Source organism: Brevibacterium sediminis (assembly GCF_013623905.1).
GTDB classification, from domain to species: Bacteria; Actinomycetota; Actinomycetes; order Actinomycetales; family Brevibacteriaceae; genus Brevibacterium; species Brevibacterium sediminis.
Window position 1 is genome coordinate 114,728 of sequence record NZ_JABKDD010000009.1, and the last position, 24,983, is coordinate 139,710.

The 24,983-nt window shown below is 64.9% G+C and carries 24 protein-coding genes and 1 tRNA gene; 4 read left to right on the forward strand and 21 right to left on the reverse strand.

Annotated features, from left to right (window positions below; all coding sequences use genetic code 11):
* Positions 1–17: 17 nt before the first annotated feature.
* Positions 18–308 (reverse strand): DUF4229 domain-containing protein, encoded by a 291-nt coding sequence (locus HK108_RS13090; RefSeq protein WP_101546796.1) that lies wholly within the window; start codon positions 306–308, stop codon positions 18–20.
* A gap of 84 nt (positions 309–392) precedes the next feature.
* Here HK108_RS13090 and HK108_RS13095 point away from each other — a divergent pair, with 84 nt between their 5' ends.
* On the forward strand, positions 393–836 hold the full coding sequence (locus HK108_RS13095; protein WP_181271816.1) for a PLD nuclease N-terminal domain-containing protein: 444 nt from the start codon (positions 393–395) through the stop codon (positions 834–836).
* A 514-nt stretch (positions 837–1,350) separates the two neighbouring features.
* On the opposite strand, the gene ccsB is transcribed toward HK108_RS13095, so the two are convergent.
* The 14 genes from ccsB to HK108_RS13165 all read right to left on the reverse strand — a co-directional run bounded on the left by ccsB (position 1,351) and on the right by HK108_RS13165 (position 15,742).
* Positions 1,351–2,355: a c-type cytochrome biogenesis protein CcsB gene (gene ccsB, locus HK108_RS13100; RefSeq protein ID WP_181271817.1), complete on the reverse strand. Its 1,005-nt coding sequence runs from the start codon at positions 2,353–2,355 to the stop codon at positions 1,351–1,353.
* A 155-nt stretch (positions 2,356–2,510) separates the two neighbouring features.
* Complete coding sequence (resB, locus tag HK108_RS13105) at positions 2,511–4,178, reverse strand: cytochrome c biogenesis protein ResB (RefSeq protein ID WP_229664134.1); 1,668 nt, start codon at positions 4,176–4,178, stop codon at positions 2,511–2,513.
* Entirely contained in the window at positions 4,178–4,942 is a 765-nt protein-coding gene (locus tag HK108_RS13110; protein ID WP_181271818.1) for a cytochrome c biogenesis CcdA family protein, read from the reverse strand. Before HK108_RS13110 ends, resB begins: the two co-directional genes overlap by 1 nt.
* Entirely contained in the window at positions 4,939–5,538 is a 600-nt protein-coding gene (locus HK108_RS13115; RefSeq protein ID WP_181271819.1) for a TlpA family protein disulfide reductase, read from the reverse strand. The genes HK108_RS13110 and HK108_RS13115 overlap by 4 nt, the downstream gene beginning before the upstream one ends.
* Positions 5,535–6,176, reverse strand: a complete 642-nt coding sequence (locus HK108_RS13120) for a histidine phosphatase family protein (protein WP_181271820.1) — start codon at positions 6,174–6,176, stop codon at positions 5,535–5,537. Before HK108_RS13120 ends, HK108_RS13115 begins: the two co-directional genes overlap by 4 nt.
* Positions 6,173–7,534: a glutamate-1-semialdehyde 2,1-aminomutase gene (hemL, locus tag HK108_RS13125; RefSeq protein ID WP_181271821.1), complete on the reverse strand. Its 1,362-nt coding sequence runs from the start codon at positions 7,532–7,534 to the stop codon at positions 6,173–6,175. Before hemL ends, HK108_RS13120 begins: the two co-directional genes overlap by 4 nt.
* A 69-nt stretch (positions 7,535–7,603) precedes the next feature.
* A complete protein-coding gene (locus HK108_RS13130; RefSeq protein ID WP_181271822.1) occupies positions 7,604–8,071 on the reverse strand; it encodes a MarR family winged helix-turn-helix transcriptional regulator in 468 nt (155 codons plus the stop codon).
* Positions 8,071–9,099: a porphobilinogen synthase gene (hemB, locus tag HK108_RS13135; RefSeq protein WP_181271823.1), complete on the reverse strand. Its 1,029-nt coding sequence runs from the start codon at positions 9,097–9,099 to the stop codon at positions 8,071–8,073. Before hemB ends, HK108_RS13130 begins: the two co-directional genes overlap by 1 nt.
* 1 nt (position 9,100) lies before the next feature.
* Positions 9,101–10,705: a bifunctional uroporphyrinogen-III C-methyltransferase/uroporphyrinogen-III synthase gene (locus HK108_RS13140; RefSeq protein WP_181271824.1), complete on the reverse strand. Its 1,605-nt coding sequence runs from the start codon at positions 10,703–10,705 to the stop codon at positions 9,101–9,103.
* The gene (hemA, locus tag HK108_RS13145) at positions 10,702–13,179 is read right to left on the reverse strand and encodes a glutamyl-tRNA reductase (protein WP_181271825.1); all 2,478 of its coding nucleotides are present in this window, start codon (positions 13,177–13,179) and stop codon (positions 10,702–10,704) included. The genes HK108_RS13140 and hemA overlap by 4 nt, the downstream gene beginning before the upstream one ends.
* Positions 13,176–13,871: a redox-sensing transcriptional repressor Rex gene (locus tag HK108_RS13150; RefSeq protein ID WP_039206526.1), complete on the reverse strand. Its 696-nt coding sequence runs from the start codon at positions 13,869–13,871 to the stop codon at positions 13,176–13,178. Before HK108_RS13150 ends, hemA begins: the two co-directional genes overlap by 4 nt.
* Positions 13,872–13,898: 27 nt before the next feature.
* The gene (locus HK108_RS13155) at positions 13,899–14,144 is read right to left on the reverse strand and encodes a glutaredoxin family protein (RefSeq protein ID WP_172173720.1); all 246 of its coding nucleotides are present in this window, start codon (positions 14,142–14,144) and stop codon (positions 13,899–13,901) included.
* 72 nt (positions 14,145–14,216) lie between these two features.
* Positions 14,217–14,315: a 30S ribosomal protein bS22 gene (locus HK108_RS13160; RefSeq protein WP_009882927.1), complete on the reverse strand. Its 99-nt coding sequence runs from the start codon at positions 14,313–14,315 to the stop codon at positions 14,217–14,219.
* Between the two features lie 230 nt (positions 14,316–14,545).
* Entirely contained in the window at positions 14,546–15,742 is a 1,197-nt protein-coding gene (locus tag HK108_RS13165) for an acetoin utilization protein AcuC (protein WP_139907257.1), read from the reverse strand.
* A 59-nt stretch (positions 15,743–15,801) separates the two neighbouring features.
* On the opposite strand from HK108_RS13165, the gene HK108_RS13170 reads away from it, so the two are divergent.
* Positions 15,802–17,220, forward strand: coding sequence for a TrkH family potassium uptake protein (locus tag HK108_RS13170; RefSeq protein ID WP_229664137.1), 1,419 nt, complete (start codon positions 15,802–15,804; stop codon positions 17,218–17,220).
* A complete protein-coding gene (locus tag HK108_RS13175) occupies positions 17,213–17,875 on the forward strand; it encodes a potassium channel family protein (RefSeq protein WP_101546810.1) in 663 nt (220 codons plus the stop codon). Before HK108_RS13170 ends, HK108_RS13175 begins: the two co-directional genes overlap by 8 nt.
* Before the next feature lie 197 nt (positions 17,876–18,072).
* Here HK108_RS13175 and HK108_RS13180 read toward each other — a convergent pair.
* The 4 genes from HK108_RS13180 to HK108_RS13195 form a co-directional block, all read right to left on the reverse strand.
* Positions 18,073–18,143 (reverse strand) — tRNA-Gly (locus HK108_RS13180).
* A gap of 283 nt (positions 18,144–18,426) precedes the next feature.
* Positions 18,427–19,416, reverse strand: a complete 990-nt coding sequence (locus HK108_RS13185; RefSeq protein WP_139468616.1) for a hypothetical protein — start codon at positions 19,414–19,416, stop codon at positions 18,427–18,429.
* Between the two features lie 414 nt (positions 19,417–19,830).
* On the reverse strand, positions 19,831–21,483 hold the full coding sequence (locus tag HK108_RS13190) for a monocarboxylic acid transporter (protein WP_172173732.1): 1,653 nt from the start codon (positions 21,481–21,483) through the stop codon (positions 19,831–19,833).
* Positions 21,480–21,821, reverse strand: a complete 342-nt coding sequence (locus HK108_RS13195; RefSeq protein WP_139468617.1) for a DUF485 domain-containing protein — start codon at positions 21,819–21,821, stop codon at positions 21,480–21,482. The genes HK108_RS13190 and HK108_RS13195 overlap by 4 nt, the downstream gene beginning before the upstream one ends.
* 107 nt (positions 21,822–21,928) lie before the next feature.
* Between HK108_RS13195 and HK108_RS13200 the strand changes: the two genes are divergently transcribed.
* A complete protein-coding gene (locus tag HK108_RS13200) occupies positions 21,929–22,810 on the forward strand; it encodes a helix-turn-helix transcriptional regulator (protein ID WP_139907255.1) in 882 nt (293 codons plus the stop codon).
* A 15-nt stretch (positions 22,811–22,825) separates the two neighbouring features.
* On the opposite strand, the gene proC is transcribed toward HK108_RS13200, so the two are convergent.
* Complete coding sequence (proC, locus tag HK108_RS13205; protein WP_181271827.1) at positions 22,826–23,662, reverse strand: pyrroline-5-carboxylate reductase; 837 nt, start codon at positions 23,660–23,662, stop codon at positions 22,826–22,828.
* A 134-nt stretch (positions 23,663–23,796) separates the two neighbouring features.
* Positions 23,797–24,798: a sugar phosphate isomerase/epimerase family protein gene (locus HK108_RS13210; RefSeq protein WP_181271828.1), complete on the reverse strand. Its 1,002-nt coding sequence runs from the start codon at positions 24,796–24,798 to the stop codon at positions 23,797–23,799.
* Between the last annotated feature and the right edge of the window lie 185 nt (positions 24,799–24,983).

Below are 24,983 nucleotides of genomic sequence, written 5' to 3' on the forward strand. Positions count from 1 at the left end.
TCGGCTGAGCCACAAGTTCATTTGGACTGGTCGCCGTCTTCTCCAAGGCGCTCCTCGACGATCTCATCTTCTGCCGCTTCATCGGCGCCGACGCGCTTGGGCTTGGAGGCTCGCTTGGCGACCTTCGCTTCGATCTCGGTCGCTGCTTGGGCGCGCATCTTGCCGAGCAAGAGGTAGCTCAGCAGCGCGCCGATGATGATGGCGGCGATCGCCATGACGAGATTGAAGCCGAGGAACGGGAACAGAACGAGGCCGGCGGCGATGATGAGGCCGAAGCGAGCGAGTGTGTAGAGCCAGAAGGTGCGCATTGAACTCATTTTAGCCTCCGATCGTGACAGTCTTGTCACCGCCCGCTGGAGGCCGCGCTCAGGTTGGTGGACTATCCTTGTTGCATGGCTCGACTACTCATTGCCGCGATCGTCCTGGCGGCAGCGGTGACACTGTACGGACTCTTCGATTGCCTGTTGCGCGATCGGGGTCTGATTCGAGTCCTGCCCAAACCTGTATGGGCGCTCATCATCCTCTTCATTCCCGTCCTCGGGTTCATCCTCTGGTATCTGTTCGGACGCGGTTCGGAAGACAAGCCCACCCGCGGCACCCGCCCTCGCGGTCAGGTCGCCCCGGATGATGATCCGGACTATCTGCGACAGGTCGATCGCGAACTCAAGCTCGGCAAGCATGCGCCTCCGGCTCAGGACAACGACGAGAAGGAATCTCCGCGCGATGATTCTGGCAAGCCGGAAGATGACGGCGATCCCGCTGATTCCTCCGCTGATACATCAGCCGATTCCGACGACCGGGGCACCAAGGGCGACGGCCGCAGCCGCTCGAACTGAGCACATCCTCGGCGCACTATCGCCGCAGCGGTGCGAGACCATGGTCGCGTGCTGACCCATCTGGCGAGCTAGACCATCCTCGCGTGGTGACGCCCCTGGCGTGTGAGACCATCCCCGCGTGAAGACGTCTCCGCGGTAAGAGACCCCCGCGGGCCAACTCCTGCTGTGAAGCAGACAGTCTTCGCGGACAAGTAGCTTTCCCACCCTCGCCCCCTGCCGCAGCCGCGCCGCACTGCCGCTGTTCGACAACGGCATCGATATCGCAGGCGCGTTGCCATGCTGCGATTCAACGAATAGTCATTGCTTTCTCTGAAATACACACTGAGGAACGTCGTGATTTCAGAGCAGCCCGAGCCGAAACGGTCGTCCGCCGCCAGATCACGGCATCGAATCAGCACGCAAACGGCCCAGTCTGAGGCGGAGAGCCCTGTTTCAAACATGGGCTGTTCGCCTCAGACTGGGCCGTCAGCAGAATTCGGCTACGTCAGAGCGGCTTTGAGAGCGACCCAGCGCCTCAGTCGAGCCCGGAGTACGAGTGCAGGCCGTTGAAGTACATGTTCACGACGGTGAAGTTGAAGATCACCGAGGCGATGCCGATGAGGTTGAGCACGGCCACCTTCGTCGGGCCCCAACCGCGGGTAGCACGAGCGTGCAGGTAGGCGGCGTAGATGACCCAGACGACGAACGTCCAGATCTCCTTCGAGTCCCAGCCCCAGTAACGGCTCCAGGCCACCTCGGCCCAGATGGCGCCGGCAATGAGTGTGAACGTCCAGGTGATGAAGCCGACTGCCGCGATCCGGTAGGAGATCCGCTCGAGGTCGGTGCTCGAGGGCAGACGGTGGAGGAACCGCAGCCACTTCGGATTCTTGGTCTCGTGCACGCTCTTCAGAATCTGGAAGACTGCCAGGATGGCAGAGATGTAGAGGAGTGAGGTCGAGAGGATCGCGATCGGCACGTGGATGGCGATCCAGTACGAGTCCAGCGCCGGGATGAGCTTCGCGGCAGGCGTGTAGAAGACGGTGATCGCCAGTCCCAGGCACAGCAGCACTCCCCCGGAGACGAATGTTCCCAGGTAGCGCACGTCCTTCTTCGTCAGCACGACGAGGAAGACGATGACGGTGATCGCGGTGGCGGTGAGGACGTACTCCATCATGTTGCCCCACGGCACGCGGGAGACAGACAGGGCACGAGTGAGCACGCCGCCGACGTGCAGCAGCATGGCGAGCACGAGCAGCGAGGTGCCGATGCGGGCGCCCCGGTGCTTGTTCTTCCGGGACGACTTCACCGTCGCGGAGTCGTCGTCACCGGGCCGGTCGAGGACGGCAGTCGTCGCCGTCTTCCGGTTCGTCCGCCGCACCGTGGTGGCCTTGGCCGAGGTGGCGACCTCGGCTTCGGAGGTCTTGAGCTCACGCGCGCCGAAGAGATCGAAGGCGTAGAAGATCATGGCGACGGCGTAGACGATCATCGCCGAGATGATCAGCTGGTTCGACCACATTGCGAGGTCAGTGTTGACGTCCATTCATCCTCCGCACCGCTGAAGTGCTCTTCAGTCGCAGGTTGCTGCTGCCAGACTCTCTGTCTGACCATATGTCGGTGCGCGCGCTGCCGACTCCGTGACGAAGCCACCGGCGACGCGCACTCCGCGGCTATTCTACTCCGCGTAGTACTTCGGGTTCATCTTTCGTCGTCGTCACCGTGCTCACCCTCATCGGGTTCCGGATCGCGCAGGTCCTTGACCAGGTCATCGACGGCACGCTCGACCATCGGATCCTCACCGCGGGCCAGGGCGGCCACCTCGGCGTCGCCGTTCTTGATCCGCACCCATACGCGTCGGCGGGGAACGAACAGGGACAGGCCGAGCCCAGCCAGGACGAGGATCGCGCTGATGAGCATGAGCGCCTGTGTCGGGTCCTGGGAGATGTCGACGGCGATGTACTTCTTGACTCCGTCGAAGGTCACCGAACCGCCGTTCGGCAGCTTCTGCGTCTCCCCCTCGGCGAGCTGGATGACGAGCGGGTTGCCCGACTCGTCGGTCATCTCCGTCATGTTCTCTGCGTCGAGGGAGTACACGGACTGCGGGACTCCGGAATCGAGGCCGAGGTCGCCGGTGTACCCGCTCATCACGAGGTAGGGGTTGCGCAGCTCGGCGAAGCTCGAGATCAGCTCACCGTCCTCATTCTGCGCGGCCGTCGGCAGGAACACCCCGACGAAGCCCATCTGCGTGCCGGCCGAGTCCGGGACCTTGATGACGCCCTCGGACGTGTAACCGGGGTCCCCTCCGTCCGGGATGAACACCTGCGGACCGGACTGGACGATATCGCCCTTCGCATCACGCACGGTCACCTCGGGGGCGTAGCCGTTGCCGGTGAGATAGACGCCGACGCCGCCCACGCGCACCGGTTCGTTGACCTTGAGGACGTGCGATTCGGTCGTCCCGTCCGCCGTCGTCGTCACCTTCGCATCGAAGGTGCGCGGCTGACCGAACTGGTTGCCCGCCGCCTGATCGTCGAAGGTGGAGGTGAAGGAGTCGAGCTTGAGCCGGAAATCCGGCAGGTTGTCGGCATCGTAGTAGGAGCCGGGTTCGAAGGAATCGTAGGAGACCAGCGAATTCGAGAACGTCTCGCCCTCGACGAGGATGCGCTGACCTTCGTAGCCGAACAGCGATCCGATCGCCATCGTCAGGGTTGCCATGAGCAGCGCGATGTGGAAGACGAGGTTGCCGGTCTCGCGGAGATAGCCGCGTTCGGCGGCGATGTGATCGGACTGGCGGTTGATGCGGTACCCGGACTTCTTCAGCCGGGCCTCCGCTGCGTCGAGGAACGCCTCATCCGCATCCTCACGGGTCTCTGCTTCTGCCTGCGCCGAGGTGAAGGCGGCGTATCCGGGCATCCGGGACAGCCGCCTCGGTGCTTTGGGCGGGGACGAGCGCATCGCCTTCCAGTGCTGCTTCGTCCGCGGGATGATGCAGCCGATGAGGGAGATCATCAGCAGCAGGTAGATCGCGGAGAACCACACCGAGGAGTAGACGTCGAACATCTGGATGGTGTCGAGGAACTGTCCCCAGGCACCGTTGTTCTCCAGGAAGGTGTTCACCCGGCCCGGGTCCTGGATCCGCTGCGGCAGCAGAGATCCGGGAATCGAGGCGAGGGCGAGGATGAGCAGGAGGATCAGTGCCACCCGCATCGTCGTCAGCTGGGTCCAGGCCCACCGGCACATGCCGATGAACCCGAGCTGCGGCTGCGTCACGGTCGACTTCGCGGCAGGCTTGTCTCCCTGCTTCGCCGTCGTCTTCGCACCCGATTTCGGCTGTGTCTTCTCCGAGCCTTCGGTTGAGCCCGCCACTAGATCACCACTTCGAATCCATTGATGAGACCTTGCAGAGAGGTCATCCACATGTTCCATACGCCGCTGGCCATGAGCACACCGAGGATGATGAGCATGATGCCCCCGGCCCGCACGATCGCGGTCTGATGCTTCCGCACCCAAACGAGTCGCCCCGCGCCCTTGTGGATCGCCAGCGCCAGGAGGATGAACGGGATGCCCAGGCCCAGACAGTAGACGAAGGCCAACATTGCTCCGCGCCAGATCATCCCGTCACCGCCGAAGCTCACCGACATGCTCAGCACCGCCGACAGGGTCGGTCCCACGCAGGGTGCCCACCCGAGGGCGAAGGTCGCTCCGAGCACCGGTGCGCCCCAGAGTCCGGCCTTCGGTCTGGCACGGATGCGACGTTCGTTCTGCAGCAGACCGAATCCGCCCATGAATACGAAACCGGCGAGGATGACGATGACGCCGAGGACGCGGAGGATGACCGACTGCCATTGGGAGAACAGCGCTCCCAGCGCGGAGAAGCTGGTCCCCAGCAGCACGAAGACGACGGTGAAGCCGAGGACGAACAGGCTGATGCCCACGACCACTCGCCACGTCTGCTTGTCCCTCAGCGATGATCCGGACAGCCCGGTGACGTACCCGACATAGCCGGGGACCAGGGGCAGCACGCACGGGGAGGCGAACGAGACGAGTCCGGCCAGGGCCGCTGCGCCGGCAGCCAGCAGCAGCGGTCCGGAGAGGACGGTCTGGGCGAAGTCCGCCCCGAGTCCACTCACTCGGCCAGCACGTCCTCGATGAGTCCCTTGAGAGTCGAGGCATCGATCTCACCGACGACTCTGGCCGCGGCGCGGCCCTTCGCGTCGAGGACCACCGTCGACGGGGTGGCCTGCGGGGGCAGGACTCCGGAGAGCAGAGACACCATCTCACCGTTCGAATCGAGCATGTTCGGGTACGGCACCTGGTAGTTCTGGATGAACGCGTTGGCCGCAGCCTCTTGGTCGCGGACGTTGACGCCGATGAACTGGGCCTTGTCCCCGAATTCCTCGGACACGGACTTCAGGTCCGGGGCTTCCTTCCGGCACGGCGGGCACGCCGCGTACCAGAGGTTGACGACGACCGGGGTGGGACGCAGATCGGCCAGGGACATCGACTTCCCGTCGAGGGTCTCGAAGCTCAGGTCGAGGGGGTCGCCGCGGTCCTCGGCCGCCACCTGCGAGACGACTCCCGAGCCGGAGACGTACCCCTGGTCGGATCCGGCCTGATCGGCCAGCTCATCGTTCTCGCTGCAGGCGCTGAGCGCCAGGGCCGTTCCGGCGGCGAGCGCCGAGGTGAAGAGGGCCCGACGGTTGAGGGAATGGCGTCCGAAGCTCATGCTCCCGCCACCGCGGTGCCCGGCTGCAGATCCGCGCAGATGCTCTCATAACTCACGGACACCAGTGTGGAGGAATCGAATGTGAAACTGGTGATAGAAGCCAGGTCACATTCGCGTCTGCGCGGGTCGTGGACGAGCGATCGTCCCTCCCCCGACAGACGCGTCATCCAGATCGGCAGCTGGTGGGAGACGATGACTCCTTCGGCGTCCGGACCGTGGAGGTCGAGTTTGGCTCTCAGACTGGCCATCGCGGCCCGCATGCGCAGCACGATCTGCTTGTACGGCTCTCCCCAGGACGGGATGAGCGGGTTGTAGAGGCGCACCAGGTTCTTCGGCTCGGCCAGCCGACGAGCGTCCAGCTTCTGTCCCTCGAAGGAATTCGCCGCCTCGATGACCCGGTCGTCGTCGAACACCGGCAGGTCGAGGGACTTCGACAGGGGACGAATCGTCTGCTGTGCCCGCAGCAGCGGGGAGGCGACGAGTTCGACCGGACGAGTGGGCGCGGTGTGGAAGTGCTCGGCCACGCGCACGGCCATCTCGTGTCCGCGCTCGGTGAGACCGAAATGCGGCAGACGCCCGTAGAGGATGCCGTCGGGGTTGTCGACTTCGCCATGGCGGACGAGGTGGATGGTCGTCATGACTGCGCCTTCCCGGCCTCCGGAACCGCGGCCGCTGCCTTGGCCGCCGCCGGCAGGGCGCTGATGATCCGGTCGAGGATCTCATCGGTGTGGGCGTAGGACAGGAACCAGGCTTCGAACGCGCTCGGGGGCATATGGATGCCCTGATCGAGCATGGCGTTGAAGAAGGCGGTGTAGCGGTCGACGTTCTGAGCCCGTGCCTGGTCGTAGTTCGTCACGTCGGTGTCGGTGAAGAACGCGGAGAACATCGAGTTCGCCGACTGGATGACGTGGGCGACGCCTTCGGCTTCCAGGCTTGCAGCGACGGCCGGGCGCAGAATGTCCGCGGCGCGACCGATGTGCGAGTACACGTCGAGTTCGGTCGTCAGCTTGAGCGTGGCCAGACCGGCAGCGGTGGCCACCGGATTGCCCGAGAGCGTTCCGGCCTGGTAGACGGGGCCGGAGGGGGCGAGGTGGGCCATGATCTCGGCGCGACCGCCGAAGGCCGCTGCCGGGAAGCCGCCGCCCATGACCTTGCCGAAGGTGAACAGGTCGGCCGGGCCCTCCGGGTAGCCGAGAGTCTCGGACTCATAGCCGTACCAGCCGGCGGCGGAGACGCGGAAACCGGTCATCACTTCGTCGCTGATCATCAGCGCACCGTGGGCCTTAGTCAGCCGGCGGATGGTGTTCGTGAAACCGTCGCGGGGAGGCACGACGCCCATATTGCCGGGACTGGCCTCGGTGATGACGCAGGCGATGTCCTCACCGTGTTCGGCGAATACGGCTTCGAGACCGGCGGCGTCGTTATAGTCGACGACGATCGTGTCCTGTGCCTGGGCTCCGGTGACTCCGGGTGTGTCGGGCAGAGAGAAGGTGGCCAGCCCGGAGCCGGCCTGGGCCAGCAGCGAGTCGACGTGACCGTGGTAGCAGCCGGCGAACTTCACGACCTTGGACCGTCCCGTGTAACCGCGGGCCAGACGGATCGCCGACATCGTCGCCTCGGTGCCCGAGGACACGAGGCGCACCTGGTCGACGGGATCGACGCGGCGCACGATCTCCTCGGCGAGTTCGACCTCACCGGTCGACGGGGTGCCGAAGGAGAATCCCTTGACGGCGGCTTCCTGGACGGCGGCGACGACCTCGGGGCGGGAGTGGCCCATGATCATCGGACCCCACGAGCCGATGAGGTCGATGTAGTCGTTGCCGTCGGCGTCGCGCAGCCACGCACCGGTCGCCTCGGTGATGAAACGGGGGGTTCCGCCGACGGCCTTGAACGCGCGGACCGGGGAGTTCACTCCGCCGGGGATGACCGCCTCGGCGCGGGTGAAGAGGGCGGCGGACCGATCGGTGGTGTGACCGTTCGTCTCTGCTGTCGTCATGGTTCTCCTCTGATTCTTCGCAGGTCGGGTTTCGTCCCGGGATCGTTCTCAGTGATGCGTGGGGACGGCTCAGGAGCCGTCGATGTCTGTCATATGGTCGAAGACTTTGGTGAAGATCCGCCCCAGGGTCTCCATCTCCTCGGGGTCGAGGAGATCGACGAGGTGGCTGCGGACTCCAGCGACATGGTCGGGGGCCGCAGCCCGCAGCAGCTGCCATCCGGCCTCGGTCATCACGCAGTTGACCCCTCGGCCGTCCTCGGGGATGGCGGAGCGCTCGAGCAGTCCGCGCTTCTCCATTCGGGCGACGCTGTGGGTCAGTCGTGATCGGGACATCGTCGTATCGGTGGCCAGCAGCGCCATCCGCATCGTCCGGTCGTCGTGTTCGGACAGACGCACTAGGATCTCGTATTCGGGCAGACCGATGCCGTGCTTCTCACGCAGCTCCTTGTCCAGCTGTGTGCTGAGCAGCTGAGAGCCGTTGAGGTAGCTGCGCCAGGCCCTCTGGTCAATTGCCGACAGCCAGCGAGGCTCGGTCATCACCGGCCTCCGTCGGCACTGCGCTTGGTCAGATGGCCTGCGGCCTCGGACTGGAGGCGCTGGGCGACCTCGGTTGCCCAATAGGTGAGGATCGCATCGGAACCGGCACGTTTGAAAGCGATGAGGGACTCCTCGATCGCCTTCTCCCGGTCGATGGCTCCGGCGGCGGCCGCGAATTCGATCATCGCGTACTCTCCGGACACCTGGTAGGTCCATACGGGCACGATGGATTCCTGGGCCACCTCGGCGAGCACGTCGAGATACGGCAGACCCGGCTTGACCATGACGATGTCGGCGCCTTCGGCCAGGTCGAGGCCGAGTTCGCGCAGCGCCTCGCGACCGTTCGCGGGATCCTGCTGGTAGGTCTTGCGGTCGCCCTTGAGCTCGGAGTCGACGGCTTCGCGGAAGGGACCGTAGAAGGCGGAGGCGTACTTCGCGGTGTAGCCCATGACGACGGTGTCGGTGAATCCGGCGGCGTCGAGGGCTTCCCGGCAGTAAGCGACCTGGCCGTCCATCATGCCTGACAGCCCGAGCACCTCGGCCCCGGCGCGAGCTTGGGCCAGCGCCATCGAGGCGTAGCGGTCGAGGGTGGCGTCGTTGTCGACCGCACCGGCCTCGTCGAGGACTCCGCAGTGGCCGTGGGAGGTGTATTCGTCGAGGCACAGGTCCGCCATGATCACGGTGTCATCGCCGAATTCGCCGGCCAGCAGCGACAGCGCCCGGTTGAGGATGCCGTCGGGGTCATCGGCCTGTGAGCCGATCTCATCCTTGTGTTCGGGGATGCCGAAGAGCATGAGTCCGCCGACTCCGGCCGCCACCGCTTCTCGGGCTGCCTCGACCAGTGAGTCCATCGTGTGCTGGACGACTCCGGGCATTCCGCCCAGCGGCAGAGGTTCGCTCAGGCCCTCCTTGACGAACATCGGCAGGATGAGCTCGGTCGGGTGGAGTCGCACCTCGGAGACGAGGCGACGCAGTGCCGGGGTCGACCGCAGCCGACGGGGACGGACGGTTCCGGGAACCAATGACATGTCAGGCCTTCCTTCTGCGGCGCTTCTGGCTGGGACGCTGCGGGGAGATCCCGGCTTCCACGTCATCGGCGCGCTGGGTGAGTGCGAATTCGACGAGACCGTCGATGAGAGAGGTGAGGTTGGCTTCCTCGGCAAGGACGTCGACGCGCAGTCCGTGTTCGGCTGCAGTGTTCGCCGTTGCCGGGCCGATGCAGCAGATCACCGAGGTGGGGGCGGGTTTGCCGGCGATGCCGACGAGGTTGCGCACCGTCGATGAGGAGGTGAAGAGGAAGGCGTCGAAGTCTCCGGCCTTGATCGACTCGCGGATCGGAGCCGGCGGCGGAGAGGCGCGCACGGTGCGGTAGGCGGTGACGTCGTCGGGGTCCCACCCCTTCTCCAGCAGTCCGGCCACAAGCACCTCGGTGGCGATATCGGCACGAGGCAGGAGGACCGTGTTCATCGGGTCGATGTCATCGACGAAGTCCGGCCAGGCCGCGGCCAGCCCGCGTGCGGAGTGCTCCCCGTCGGGGACGAGGTCGGGGGTGATCCCCCAGTCGACCAGCGCTGCCGCGGTGCGACCGCCCACGGCGGCGACCTTGACGCCGGCCATCGAACGGGAATCGAGTCCGAAGTCTTCGAACCACATGCGCACGGCACGCACGGCGTTCACCGAGGTGAAGCCGACCCATTCGTAGGATCCGTCGACGAGGCCGCGGATCGCCTTCTCCATCTGGGTCGGGGTGCGCGGCGGCTGCACGGCGATGGTCGGCACCACAGTGCCGACGGCGCCGAGCTCGGCCAGGGCTTCGGCGGTGGATGTGCCCTGTTCCTTCGTCCGCGGGATGAGCACCTGCCAGCCGAAGAGCGGTTTGGATTCGAACCAGCTGAGCTCTCCTCTGGATTCCACTCCCTGCCCCATGATCACCACCATACGATCCGAACCTGTCTGCGCCATGGACAGCGCCTGCTGCAAAGTCGTCTCCACGCTCGTCTGCTCGATGGTGGAGATCCCCCACCCGAGGAGGACTTTCGTGTCCTCGTCCCAGCCGTCGGCGAGCAGGGCTTCGATGGCCTGTTCGTGGGCAGCTGCGCTGCCGGTGAGCACGTGGGTCGTGTTCCGGTGGCGAGAGACGTCGACATGGGTCTGCGGTCCTGCTTCGATGAAGCGCACCGACCGGACGCGGTTGGTCGTCAGAGCCGTTCCGGTGTAGGCAGCCGTCGAGGCGGAGAGTCCCACTCCGGGCACGATTTCGACCTCGACCTGTTCCTTGCGGCAGACTCCGGCTTCCGCTGTCGTGGTGGTGAAGATGATTCCGTCGTCCGAGCTCAGCCGCACCACGGTCTTGTCCGGGCGGGCGAGTTCGGCCAAGCGGCGACCTCGGGTCGAGGCGGCGACTCCGAGGTCGGCGGCATCGATGAGCGTTGCGGCCTGCGGCACATAGGCGGTGACGATCTCCGAGTGCACATCGGCGTCATAGACGACGGTTTCGGCGGTGGCGAGGATCTCGGCGCCGCGCATCGTCATCAGACCCGATTCGCCGGGCCCGCTGCCGATGAAGACGACGCGCGGAGCAGCCGGCAGGAGTCGGCGCGGCTGCACCTGGCCCGTTGTCGGTTCGCTGTTCATCCCTGCTCCTGAGCCTTGACGGGGGTGAGGTGTTCGGCGCTGGCGGCCGGGTCGATGCCGAGGCGTCCCAGCAGATCCTCGGCCGCTGCGGTGCCGAGTTCGTCGGCGATACGGGCGAGTTCCTTCGCGGTCACCGACAGCTGCTGCTCGCCGGTGCTGCTCCAGTCGACGTCGAGCAGGGCGGGCAGCTCGGTGCTCTGACGCGTGCGGGCGAGCTTTCCGTCATCATCGGCCATCACGGCGTCGACGATGAACTCGGTGCCCTCGATCTTCGCCAGCGCGCCGATCGGGGCCGAGCAGCCGGCTTCGGCACGGGAGAGGATCGAGCGCTCGCAGGTCACGGCGAGGTCGGTCGTCTGGTCGTGGATCCGGCGCAGAGCCGCCCGCACCTCGGCGTCGCTGTCGAGGATGTCCGCAGTGGTGGCGAAGGCGCTGTCGGCGCTGCGAGTCTCGACCGCCAAGGCTCCCTGGCCCGGGGCCGGGAGCATGACATCGAAGTTGAGCGAATCGGTGGCCTCGGCCAGCCGCCCGATGCGACGCACTCCGGCGGCGGCGAGGACGACTGCATCGAGGCGGCCGTCGCGGACATGGGCGATGCGGGTGTCGACGTTTCCACGCACTCCGCGGACCTCGATATCGGGACGTGCGGCACGCAGCTGAACGGCACGACGCGGCGAACCGGTGCCGATGACGGACCCGGAGGGCAGGTCGTTCAGGCTCAGCCCGTCGCGGCCGATGAGGACATCGGCCGGGTCGACGCGCGGTGGGATGGCTGCCATCTGGATTCCCGCCTCGGGGGTGGTGGGCAGGTCCTTGAGCGAGTGCACGGCCAGATCGATCTTGCCCTGGTGGAGGGCCTGGCGGACGGCGGAGACGAAGACTCCGGTGCCGCCGAAACCGGCCAGAGGCGACATGTTGACGTCGCCCTCGGTGACGACCTCGACGATCTCGACGCGCCAGCCGGTCAGAGCCGCGATCTGGTGGGCGATCGCCGTGGACTGGGAACGAGCCAGCTGTGACCGGCGGGTGCCCAGACGCACGGTGCGGCCGGTGAAGTGTTCGGGTTCGACGATGTCGAGGGTGTGATCGGCGACCGGGCGGATGCCGTCGGCCTCGACATGATGCGCGCTGGCGGCCTTCGCGACCTTCGTCTCCGGAGCGGTCTTGGCGTGGGCGACTTTGTTGACCGGCAGGTCGAAGAGCTGCATGAGAGCCTGGGCGTAGTCGACCTCGGATTCGGTCACCGCGAGTTCCTTGACCTTCACGGTCGGGGTGTGGATGAGCTTCTCCGCCACCCGGTGCAGGGATTTGCGGATCTCTGCGAACGCCTTCTCGTCGACGGAGTCGCCGAGCTTCTTCTCCAGGCGCTGGGTCTCGGAGGCGAGCACATCTTTGGCATGGGAGCGCAGAGCGGTCACGGTCGGAGCGACCGAGCGCTCTTTGTTGCCGGTGGCGATGTTCTCCAGCTCGGCGGCGATGATGGCGCGGACTTCGTCGATGGTGCCGGCGACCTTCGCATCGCTTTCCCGGTCGGAGCCGCGCAGGAGTTCGCGGATCTCGCCGAGGCCGAAGAGGGCGACATGTTCGAACTCGCGGACGCTGGGGTCGATGTCGTGCGGCAGGGCGAGGTCGATGAAGGCCTTGTTCGCTGCGCCCTTCGGGTTCTGTGAGAGTCCGGCGACGATGTCGTCGCGGCTGACGACGACTCCGCGGGCACCGGTGCAGGAGACGATGAGGTCGGCGTCGGCGATCTCCTCGGCCATGATGCGCGGGGTGAGTTCGCGGGCACGTCCACCCACCTCGGCGACGAGGCGTTCGGCCTTGTCCAGCGTCCGGTTGAGCACGGTGATGTGGGCGACGCCTTCCTTGTGCAGTCCGGACACGACGAGCCCCGACATGGCGCCGGCGCCGATGACGAGTGCATTCGCGGCACGCAGGGACCCGATGTGCGCGGCCGATGCCTCGATGCCTGCACCGAACAGGGACCGTGCGACGTCTCCGAGGTCGGTCTCCGAATGGGCGCGCTTGCCCACACGCAGCGCCTGCTGCAGCGCCTGGGAGAGTTCGGAGGTCAGTGCCTTGTCCGACTGCGATTCCGTGAACGCCGTCCGGAGCTGACCGAGGATCTGGGCTTCGCCGATGGCCATGGAGTCGAGTCCACAGGCGACCTTGAGCAGGTGCTCCATGGCCTGGTGGTCGTAGTGGGCGTAGAAGTGCCCGGCGATATCTGACCATTCTTTGTCGATCGACGACACGAGCGCGTTGCCGAGGTCGGCCAGTCCCCCGTGGAAGGCGGAGACGTCGGCGATGAGTTCGAGGCGATTGCACGTCGAGAGCACGGCGAGTCCCTCGATGTTCTCTCCGGCCAGGGCGTCCCGTCGCAGAGTGCCGACCTCACCGGCGCCGAAGGCCATTCGATCGAGCATGTCGATCGGAGCCGACTGATGTGAAATGCCGAGAACCAAGAGAGTCAATTTCTGTGCTCCTCAAAACCAGGGTTGAGCGGTGCCGTGTCCAGCGCCGAATAGTATGCGAGTACTTGCAGCTCACTGGCCAAGTCGACTTGATGGACACGCACGGTATCCGGTGCGTCGAGCACGGTGGGTGAGAAGTTGAGAATGCCGCGCACACCTGCTTCGACGGCCTTCTGGGCCGCCGCGGGTGCCGCGGCTGCGGGGACGGCCATGACCACCAGGTCGATGTGTTCGGACCAGGCGGGAAGGTCGTCCAGGGAAGAGACGGTCAGGGCACCGATGGAGGTGCCGATCTTCTCCTCGTCGATGTCGAAGACGGCGGTCAGACGCAGGCCGCGCCGACGGAATCCGGCGTAGTCGGCCAGTGCCGAGCCGAGACGTCCGGCGCCGATGATGGCGACGCGGCGGTCGCGGTCGAGGCCGAGGAAAGTCCGCAGCGTCGCGGCCAGCTCCGGACAGGAGTAGCCGACCCCACGGGTTCCCGATCGTCCCAGCTGGGACAGGTCTTTGCGCAGAATCGACGGGGACACACCGCTGCGGGCGGCAAGGTCCTCCGACGAAACTGTGTCCTGGCCGGTGGCGGCAATCGTCTCGACGGTCTGCAGATAGATCGGGAGTCGGGATATCACGCGCTCGGGTACGTCCTTGCGAACGACACCCTCAATCCTGTTGGCGGACAGAATCTCGCCCACGAATCCGCCTCACTCCTTCAATCGATCTCATGCGCCCAAGGCGTCAAGCGCCTTGGACAGCCGATCCCTATCGACTCGATGAAAACTGTGTTGTCGCCCGTTGAGGAGAACGACCGGAACGTCCCAGCCGTACTGCGCGGCCAGATCGTCATCCGTATCGATGTCGATCTCGGTCACGGTCACATCTCTGCCTGCAGCCACCTCGGTGACGGTCTGCAGCGCATCAGCGCACAGATGGCAGTCGACACGTGTGAGAAAGGTCAGATCGACCATGGCTCACTCCTCATCGGGTGCAACAAACCCCGCCGAGAAATCACTCGAGCGGGGGCGTAGGACCGTTGGGTCTTACTTCTTGTTGCGACGCTGGTGACGTGTCTTGCGAAGCTGCTTGCGGTGCTTCTTCTTCGACATACGCTTGCGGCGCTTCTTGATGACTGAGCCCACTCGGGTACCCCTTGTGCTTGTCGGTGGAGGGTGAACATCAGGTGCCCACCCATTGAACTAACCGTGCAATTCTATCGCTTGGCCGCCTGCTTTCCCAAAACTGTGTCCAGATCCACAACGGCGGTGCCAGGCGATCCGCGCGGACGCTGGGATCGGGTTCGGCCCGGGTGGCGTGCACGGCAGGGCCGGACTCGCGTTCGGCTGGGTCGACGGGCGTCGACCGATCTCGCTCAGTCGAAGTAGGGGTCGAGTGCGAAGAAAGGGAAGATGTTCTTCCGAGTGCCCATCACGGCACGGTCGAGTTCGACTTCGGGGTCGAACCCCTTCGACCATGGTTCGAACGCCCCGTCGAAGCCGTCCGTCATCGACAGCGGCGCCTCGCGCCCGGTCTTCGTCTGCGCGTAGGAGGCCCAGCGTCCGGGGATCCGGGCTCCGGGATCGATATCGCGGCCGGCGGCGACGGCGAGGAGGTTCGTCCATGCGCGGGGCACGACGTCGATGATCGCGTAGCCCCCTCCCCCGACGGACAGCCAGCGTCCATCGGCATGGTCGACGGCGAGGTCGCGGATGCGTTCGGCGGCGATGCGCATCGCGTCGACGCTCAGGCGCATATGGGTCAGCGGGTCCGCGCGGTGACCGTCGCAGCCGTGCTGGGAGACGATGACCTGAGGCTCGAAGGCTGCGACGACCTGCGGGACGGTGGCGTCGAAGGCGCGCAGCCAGTCCGCGTCTCCCGTGCGCGGGGGCAGAGCGATATTCACCGCCGAGGCGGCCGCCTTGAGTCCCCCGATATCGGCGGGGAATCCGGTGCCGGGGAAGAGGAACTTCCCCGATTCGTGGATCGAGATCGTGAGCACTCGCGGGTCGTCCCAGAAGAACGTCTCGACGCCGTCACCGTGGTGGGCGTCGATGTCGAGGTAGACGATGCGCTCGTATCCGGCGTCGAGGAATTCGGTGATCGCTCCGGCCGCGTCGTTGTAGACGCAGAACCCGCTGGCCTTGCCCGGCATCGCGTGGTGCATTCCGCCGCAGAAGTTCACCGCGCGCCGAAAGTCCCCGGAGATGATCGCGTTCGCGGCGTTGACGCTGCCTTGGAACAGCAGCGCCGAGGCGGTGTGCATATTCTCGAACCCGGGAACATCCTCGGTGCCGATTCCGTATCTGTTCGCGTCCTGCTCCTCGAGGCCCTCCTCGGTGCCGGCCTGCTTGACCGCGGCGATGTAGTCGGGGTCGTGGAGGCGGGCGAGCTTCGCCTCATCGATCTCACCGATGGGATTGATGTGGACGTTGTCTGCGTCGAAGAGTCCGAAGTCCTCGGCGAGCTTCGCTGTCAGGTCGAGCCTGAGAGGGTGCATGGGGTGGCTGGGACCGAAGTTGTAACCGGTCACTTCGTCGTCCCAAACGACATACACATCATTTTCGGCCATGCCCACCATGCTATATGGCACAGCTCACTTGCGCCGATTCCGGGGCCACCGGCTCTACCATGGTGCTTGTGTCCAAGAATTCCTCGCCGCGCTTCGATCGGCTGCTGAAGCCGGGCCGGTGGGTCCGTGACTTCGTCGACGACCTCGCCGTGGCCTCACCGGCACGATTGGCGATCGGGTCCTTCGTCGCCGTCGTCGCGGCGTTCGCGATCCTGCTGATGCTGCCGGCGAGCATGCGCGACCCCGGTTCGGTCGATCAGGCCACGCACATCGCGAACTCGGTGTTCGTGGCGGTCTCGGCCGTGTGTGTGACCGGGCTGACCCCGGTCGTCACGGAGGAGTACTGGTCGGACTTCGGGATCTCGGTCATCACCGCCGGCATCCAGGTCGGCGGTCTCGGAATCCTCACCCTCGCCTCGGTGCTGGGCATGGCGGTCTCCAGGAGGCTGGGAGTCCGGCAGCGCCTGATCGCTCAGCAGGCCACCTCGGCGCTCAATCTGGGCCAGGTCGGCTCGCTGCTCAAGACAGTGGTCATCACCATCTTCACCGCCGAGTCGATCCTCGCGGTGCTGCTGTTCCCACGGTTCCTCATCCGCGGGGAATCGCTCGGCGACTCCATCTGGTACTCGGTGTTCTACTCGATCTCGGCGTTCAACAACGCCGGTTTCACCATCCACGAAGGCGGGGCAGCGTACTTCGCCTCGGATCCGTGGATTCTGTCCCTGCTCATGGCGGGGGTGTTCGTCGGGTCGCTGGGGTTCCCCGTCGTGCTCATGGTCGCGATGTTCTGGAACCGGCCCAGCCGCTGGGATCTACATACGAAGCTGACATTGACGACCACGACGACGGTGCTGGCGATCGGTCTGCTCCTGTTGGCGCTGTTCGAGTCGGCGAACCCGGCGACCCTGGGCGATAAGAATGCCGGCCACACCTTCGTCGAAGTGCTGTTCATGGCGGTCATGCCCCGGTCCGGCGGCTTCGCGACGATGGAGGTCGCGGACATGAGCCAGGCGTCGCATCTGCTCATGGACCTCATGATGTTCATCGGCGGCGGTTCGTCGTCGACGGCTGGCGGAATCAAGGTGACGACGGTGGCCGTGCTTGTCCTCGCTGCGTATGCCGAGGCCAGGGGTCTGCAGGACGTACACGTGTTCGGTCGGCGGCTGACGTCGTCGACGATCAAACTGTCGATCTCGATTCTGCTCACCGGTGCGATGATCGTCTTCATCGGCACCCTGACGATGCTGCAGATCAGTGCGGAACCGCTCGATCGGGTGCTGTTCGAGGTGATCTCTGCCTTCGGCACCGTGGGTCTGAGCTCCGGGGTGTCGGCGACCTCGCCGGATTCGGGACTCTATGTTCTGTCGGTGATCATGCTCATCGGTCGACTCGGTACGATTACACTGGCGGCTGCACTGTCTATGCAGGATTCGGTGCGCCTGTACCGCTACCCCGAGGAAAGGCCGGTCGTTGGCTAACGAACACACTTCAATCCTGGTCATCGGACTGGGGCGTTTCGGGTCCTCGACCGCGGCGACTCTTGCCCGCCTGGGGCGCGAGGTCATGGCCATCGAGCACAACCCCGAGCTCGTCAAGGATTGGAGCGGCAAACTCACGCACGTCGTCGAAGCCGATTCGACGAACATCGACGCACTGCGGCAGGTCGGTGCCGGTGACTTCTCGACTGCCGTCGTCGGGATCGGAACCTCGATCGAAGACAGCGTGCTCACGACCGCCAACCTCGTCGACCTGGGCGTTTCGCAGGTGTGGGCGAAGGCGATCTCGCCGTCGCACGGCAAGATCCTCCACCGCATCGGCGCCCACCATGTGCTCTACCCGGAGTCGGACGCAGGTCGCCGCGTCGCCCACCTGGTCAGCTCCAGGATGATGGAGTACATCGAGTTCGATGAGGGCCATTTCGCCGTGGTGAAGATGCGGCCGCCGCGGGAGATCCAGGGCTTCACTCTCAGCGAGTCCGGTGTCCGCGACAAGTACGGAGTGACGATCGTGGGCATCAAGAGCCCCGGCCGCGACTTCACCTACGCCGATCCGACGACCCGCGTGGGCAAACAGGATCTGCTCATCGTCGCCGGTCACGTCGAGCTGCTCGGCCGCTTCGCCGGCCGCCCGTAGGCTGCGAAGCGGTGCCAGAGGTAACCGCGGGTTCAAAGCGTGAATGCAGTGACTTCGATCGGGGCATCTGCATTTCGAAGCAGTTGGCGCACCGGTCAGGTCCGACACCACCGCGGCGGCACACGCTGCGAGCGGCGATCACCCCGCATCGTGGGTCTCGGATCGCTGGCATAGCCAGTGTGGGTGCGCGGTATGAGAGCGGGCGACGGGAATCGAACCCGCGTCATCGGCTTGGGAAGCCGAAGCTTTACCATTAAGCTACGCCCGCACATCACCCGTGGTCGGCAGACATTCACCCAGGTGAAACCCGGTGCAGACATACCGCGATCGGCAACTCGAACCAGTCTACAGCTTCCCACCTCGGGTGCATCACATCCATTCGCCATATGCGCACCCACGACGCCCACCAAGCTGCATTCCACTGGCCATTCTGCCGCGGCCAGCGACAATCGCTGGTCAGAAGTGTGGACGCAGTGACTTCGGTCAGGGCATCTGCATTTCGAAGCAGCTGAACACTTGTCTGGTCGCACAGCAATGTCTCGCCACGGCTGTTAAGTCCGGCTCTGCCGGGCACCGGACCGTTTTCGCGGGGCGATGAACGCCCTGAGCTGCGGGGCCTGCCCGAAGAGTTTGGTTGCGCACTCTTCAAGGTGGGTCACCTCGTCGAAGCTCAGACGGACGATTCTGTACCCGAGCTCCAGCAGCCGATTGAATTGACGGACCTCTTTCCGAATGAGCCGAACTCCGTTATCGGCATATTTGGAGAAGCCGTCGATGAGCACGATAGTCCGCGACTTCTCGTGCAGAAAGTCCACGCGAGCGATGACCGTGTGCCCGTCCCGGATCCTGACTTGCTGGCTGAATCCGGTCAGTCTCAGCTGCATGAGGTTGTACACGAAACGGCTCTCTGCGTAGCTTTCCGACAGCGGCCCCGCTGAAGACAGCAGACGTTGAGCTCTCGCTTGGCCCTTTGACAGCCGGCCGAGCACAGGCATGAAGTCTTCAGCAATGCAGAGCTCAGCTAATCCCAAAGTGTCCGGCGGATATCCGAATCTTGCCGCCTCGTCGGCCCCTTCGTCAGACCCGAATGCTGATCTGCGCAGACACCGTTCGAGTGCGACGAAGCCCTCCGGTTCACCAAGTTGGCCGATAAGATCGAAGGCGGTGCGAATGGGTGAAGTCAACGACATCTTGCCTATGCGAACGACGTCCGCTTCAGGAACGGTCTTCGACGTCCTCGACACGTCGGCGCTGTTGTGTCGCTTCTTCGGGTGAGCGATGAAGACCTTCCCCCGAGGCGGTCGATGCAGCGGAAGGTCATGGACGAATGCGGCGGAGACTCCCCAGATCACGTCGTCAAATCGGTAGTGCGGGTACGAAGCCACTCGCAGCTTCTCGAACATGTCGAGGAGTTCGAAACGAGGCCTCCCCGACTCCGGGTCGGTCTGCTCGACGACTCTGTGAATCCACGCTTCGTCCGTGATGAACTCCGCTATCGCACCATGTCTGAGATTCGAGCAGCGGGCGATGACAGAATACATCCCTTGAGTGAGTGCCAAAAGGCAGCAGTCTTTGGCGTCACGGATGCATCTGCTCTGCACCCCACGCGCCCTGAGTTCACTGGTGCGGACCACGTTGTACATGCGGCAAGACTGTCGCTACGAATGAGACTCCGACAAGGCCTCCTCAACCGCCTGTGGAATCGCCCTCGGCATCCACACCCATAAGACGTCCGAGTCCGCATGCTGTCAACAGTCCACGGCGTTTGAGTCAGCGGCGCCTCCGCCCCCGCGTGGTACTCGATTGCAGCCGAGTTCTCAGCGCAAGGGTGCGTGCGCCGAGATGGTCACGACGCGGCCATAACGCTGCGGTATCCACAACCGCGTGTTCGAAGTGCATGCGTGCTGATCGGAATCGGGTCGTCTGCACTTCGAACACGCGGATGGCGGAATGGGTCAGTGCTCGACAGCCTCCTCGGCGCCGAATCCGGTGTGGGCGCGGACGTCCATTTCGGCGGCCAGCTCGGGACTCTCCACCGTTCGATCCGTCACCGAGGCGATCCACCCGAGGATGAAGCCGAGCGGGATCGAGATGATGCCGGGGTTCGACAGCGGGAAGATCGCGAAGTCGGCACCGGGGATCATCGCGGTCTCGGAGCCGGAGACGACCGGCGAGAAGGCGATGAGCACCATCGCCGAGATCAGTCCGCCGTAGATCGACCACACCGCACCGCGAGTGGTGAAGCGCTTCCAGAACAGCGAGTACACGATCGTGGGCAGGTTCGCGCTGGCGGCGACGGCGAAGGCCAGCGCCACAAGGAATGCGATGTTCTGCCCCTGCACTCCGATGCCGCCGATGATCGCGACCGCACCGATGACGACGACGGTGCGACGGGCGATCTTGACCTCCGCCTCGGAGTCTTCGACCTTGCCCTTCTTGATGACGTTTGCGTAGATATCGTGAGCGAACGAGGCCGCCGCGGTGATCGCCAGGCCCGCCACCACCGCGAGGATCGTGGCGAACGCGACCGCGGAGATGAAGCCCATGAGCAGCGGCCCGCCGAGCTGAAGCGCCAGGAGCGGAGCCGCGGAGTTCACGCCGCCAGGAGCGTTCTTGATCGCGTCGGCGCCGACGAGTGCGGCCGCACCATAGCCGAGCACGAGGGTGAAGAGGTAGAACGCACCGATGAGCCAGATCGCCCACACCACGGATCGGCGAGCTTCCTTAGCCGTGGGGACGGTGTAGAAGCGCATGAGCACGTGGGGCAGACCCGCCGTGCCCAGCACGAGCGCCAGTGCCAGGGAGATGAAGTCGAGCGGATTCTCGCCGTACTGCAGACCCGGGTTGAGGACGCCTTCCCCGACTCCTTCGGCTGCGTTGTCCACGGCCGAGGCCAGCAGGGTCGAGAGGTTGAAGCCGTTGAGTGCGAGCACCCAGATGGTCATGGCGAAAGCACCGGCGATGAGCAGAATCGCCTTGACGATCTGCACCCAGGTGGTGCCCTTCATTCCGCCGACGAGAACGTAGATGATCATCAGCGCGCCGACGACGGCGATGACCAGCGACTGGCCGACCTTGCCGTCGATCCCCATGAGCAGAGACACGAGCCCGCCGGCACCGGCCATCTGCGCGAGCAGGTAGAAGAAGCAGACCGCCAGGGTCGACAGGGCTGCTGCCATGCGTACGGGGCGCTGTTTGAGGCGGAAGGACAGCACGTCGGCCATGGTGAATTTGCCGGTGTTGCGCATGAGTTCGGCGACGATGAGCAGAGCGACGAGCCAGGCGACGAGGAAGCCGATCGAGTAGAGGAATCCGTCGTAGCCGTTGACGGCGATCGCACCGCAGATGCCGAGGAAGGATGCGGCAGAGAGGTAGTCACCGGCGATGGCGAAGCCGTTCTGCGGTCCGGTGAACGACCGGCCACCCGCATAGTAGTCCGAGGCGGATCTGTTGTTGCGGCTGGCCCGCAGAACGATGAACATCGTGACCGCGACGAATGCGGCGAAGATCGTGATGTTGAGGACCGGGTTGTTCTCCACCTCGGTGGTCGCTGCGCTGAGGAGGTCGACTCCCGAAGCGACGAAGTCTCCGATTGCCAGAGTGCTCATGAGCGGTGTCCTTCCGATTCGGCCTGCAGTCGTTCACGGATCGCCTCCGCGGGAGGGTCGAGCTTCTTGTTGGCGAACGAGACGTAGAACATCGTGATCGCGAAGGTCGTCACGAACTGCAGCAGCCCGAATACGAGTCCGATGTTGATCTCCCCCACGACCTTCGTCGACATGAAGTCGTGGGCGTACGTGCTGAGGATGACGTAGAGGAAGTACCAGACGAGGAACGCGATCGACAGCGGGATCACCACCGAGAAGCGCTTGCGTTTGAGGGCCTTGAACTCCGGCTTCTCCTCCTCTGCGAGGAAGTCAACACCGGTGTTGACAGGGTCAGTCATTCTTTCTCCTTTGAATGGGCAGAACATCAGTGTCCTGAATCACATGACCCAAAGGTAACGTTCAGCATGCGCTAGGGAATACCACCGAAAGTTGGTAGCTTGTTCACATGAATGCGCACGCCAAGGAAACGCGGGCACTCAAGGTCGAGACCCGTCGCCTATTCGTCGAAGCCGTCGATTCCCTGCACCAGAGCGGCACCGGTGACGTCGTCTTCGGAGGCATGGTCGAAGAGGATTCGGTCGCGGTCGAAGCCGTCGCCGGCGCCGACAAGGACCTGCTCTCGACCCTCATCGTCAGCACAGGGCGCGGCCTAGGCGGTCGGGCCATGACCGAAGGCACTCCGCAACTGACCCGCGACTATGAGATCGACCCGCTCATCACCCACCATTACGACGAGGAGGTGCTCGGCGAGGGCATCCGCGTCCTCGTCGCCGTGCCGACTCTGCACGGCGGTGAGGTCACCGGTATGGTCTACTGCGGCCACCGCGCGGACTACAACGCCGCCGCCCCGCAGACGGGAGACCTCGTCAGACGGGTACGACAGCTTTCGGTCGATCTCGCTCGACTCGGATACCGGCAGGAACCGCGCGGCCCTGTCAAGGAGGAACCGCTCTACCCGGATCTGGATCCCTCGGGACGCGAAGCTCTCCGGCACACCTATGCCGAGCTTAGGGCGATCCGCTCCGGGATCGTCGATGAGGAGACCAGGGAGAAGCTCACCGGCATCGAGGCGCGCCTGGCCGATATTCTCTCCGGACACAATCCGGAGAGCTTCCAGACGCCGGTACCCGCAGTCAGGCTGTCGCCGAGGGAGACCGACATCCTCTCGCATGTTGCCTTGGGATGGCCGAATGCCCGCATCGCCGAGGCGCTGTCGCTGCGCGAGTCGACGGTGAAGTCCTATCTCAATACGGCGATGGTCAAGCTCTCGGCACGGACCCGGCATGAGGCCGTGTCGATCGCCCGCTCGTCCCACGTCCTCCCCTGAACAGGGAGATCCGGCTCAGCCGTTGATGACCTCGGAGTTCTCCTGTTCCATCTCCAGGGAACGGTCCGCTGCCGCCTGCGCGGCCGCCTCGGCGATATCGAAGATCCCGGAGTCGAGAAACTGCTGGAGACCGGCCAAGGTCGTTCCGCCCTTGCTGCTCACGGCCTGACGTTGAGCGGCGGGATCGGGTTTCTCGGTCAGGAGTCGGCCGGCACCGTCGGCGGTGGCCACGACCATCTGGCGGGCGACGTCCTCGCTGAGACCCTGCTTGACGCCCGCGGCGATCATGGCTTCGGCGAGGAGGAAGAAGTACGCCACTCCGGACCCGGAGATGCCGGTCATGGCCGGGATCTGGGATTCGTCGAGATCGACGACGAGGCCGGCGCCCGACAGCAGGGACTTCAGTGTGTCCACACTGGCGGCGGTCACCTCGGCGGTGGGGGCCAGTGCGATGACGCCGTGGCCGATGGCGCTCGGCGTGTTCGGCATGATCCGCACGATCGGATTCTCGGGGGCGAGCTTCGCAAGGTCGGCCGCGGCGACGCCGGCTGCCATGGACACGAGCACGGAGTCCCGGTCAAGGTCGTCGGCGAGTTCGCGCAGGGTATCGGCCATCATCCACGGCTTCACACCGAGGAAGACGAAATCGGCACCGGACACGGCTTTCCGATTCGCGTCGGCGTCATCCTCCAGCGAGGTGACCGTGGCGGTGGGCAGATCACTGCGGAGCCGCTGCGCCGAGTCGGTCGAGTTCGTCGTCGCGCGGACGGTGATGCTCGCGTCGGCGGTGAGGATTCCCTGGATGAGGGCCGTGCCCATGTTGCCGGTTCCGATGGAGGCGATGGTGGTCAAAGTGCGTCAGCCTTTCGATATCTGATGTGCGGTGGTCGGTGGGTGTCCATGCGCTGAAGCGTGCCGATACGTGACCGAGCGAAGCGAGGCGAAGACGGGCAGGGTGATGTGCGAGGTCGCGGTCGCTCGCAGGGTCAGCTCTCGGCGCCGGCCCTTCCGGACCGCGAGGGCTTGTGCTCGGAGGTGCGGGTGTGGCTGTGGGCGTTGCGTCGTCGAGTATCTGCGTCGAGGCCGAGGTGCTCACGGGCGAAGGCAATGGAGTCGGCGAGCATCTTCTCGCGCGCGGCCTGTCTGCGGACGAATCGGGTGTTGACCTCCACGACGACGTCGCCCTGCCAATTGTGTTTGGCGAGGTACTGCAGGGTCTCGGCGACAGGCATGGTGCCTTCGCCCGGAACGAGATGTTCGTCCTTGAGCGAGCCGGCCCCATCGGTGAGGTGGACGTGACGGAGCTGGTCGAAGATCTCGCCCACCGTCTCCAATGCGTTCATGCCGGCGGTGGAGGCGTGGGAGAAGTCGAAGGTGAGGTCGTCGTAGTCCTCGTCCAGGGGGTTCCAGTCGGGGTAGTAGACCTGGATCTCGCGCAGGCCGGCCCGCCAGGGGTACATGTTTTCCACGGCCAGTCTCACACCGGTCTCCTGGGCGACCTGGCGGACGCCGTCGACGAAGCCGAGGGCGTATTCGCCCTGCCAGCGGAACGGCGGGTGGAGGACGACCGTGTCGGCGCCCACTGCCTTGGCGAGGTTCGCGGTGATCCGCAGCTTCTCCCAATGGTCTTTGTGCAGCACTCGGGGCAGGAACAGCAGGGTCGGGGCGTGCAGGGAGATGACGTCGAGTCCGGTGTCGCCGGCGAGTCCGTTGATGAGGTCGACGTCGCGGGTCTCGGTGTTATGGGTGACCATGATCTCGACGCCGTCGTAGCCGTGTTTGGCTGCCTGGGTGAAGGTCTCTTCGACGGTCATGGGTGAGACGGAGGAGCTGGAGAGGCCGAGCCTGATCCGGTTATCGGAGACGTGATGGGCGTCTTTCTCATAGACGTCGTGTTTGTCGAAGTACTCCTTATGGCGCTTCGAATTCGAGCGCGCAGAATTCTTGGTGGTCAACACCTTCCGCTGGGACTTCGACTTCTTGCTCATCTCTTCCAGTCTAACGCGGCTCCCCCTCCCCAGAACTACCTGACGGCGGCCCAGCAACCTCGCGTGGAGTGGTCCCCGAAAGTTGGACTGTGATCAACACAAACCAACTTGAAGGGACCATTCCATGCGTCAGGACTGTCTGATCACCAACGACCAAGCCAAGGCCGCGATCGAACTCTTCGACC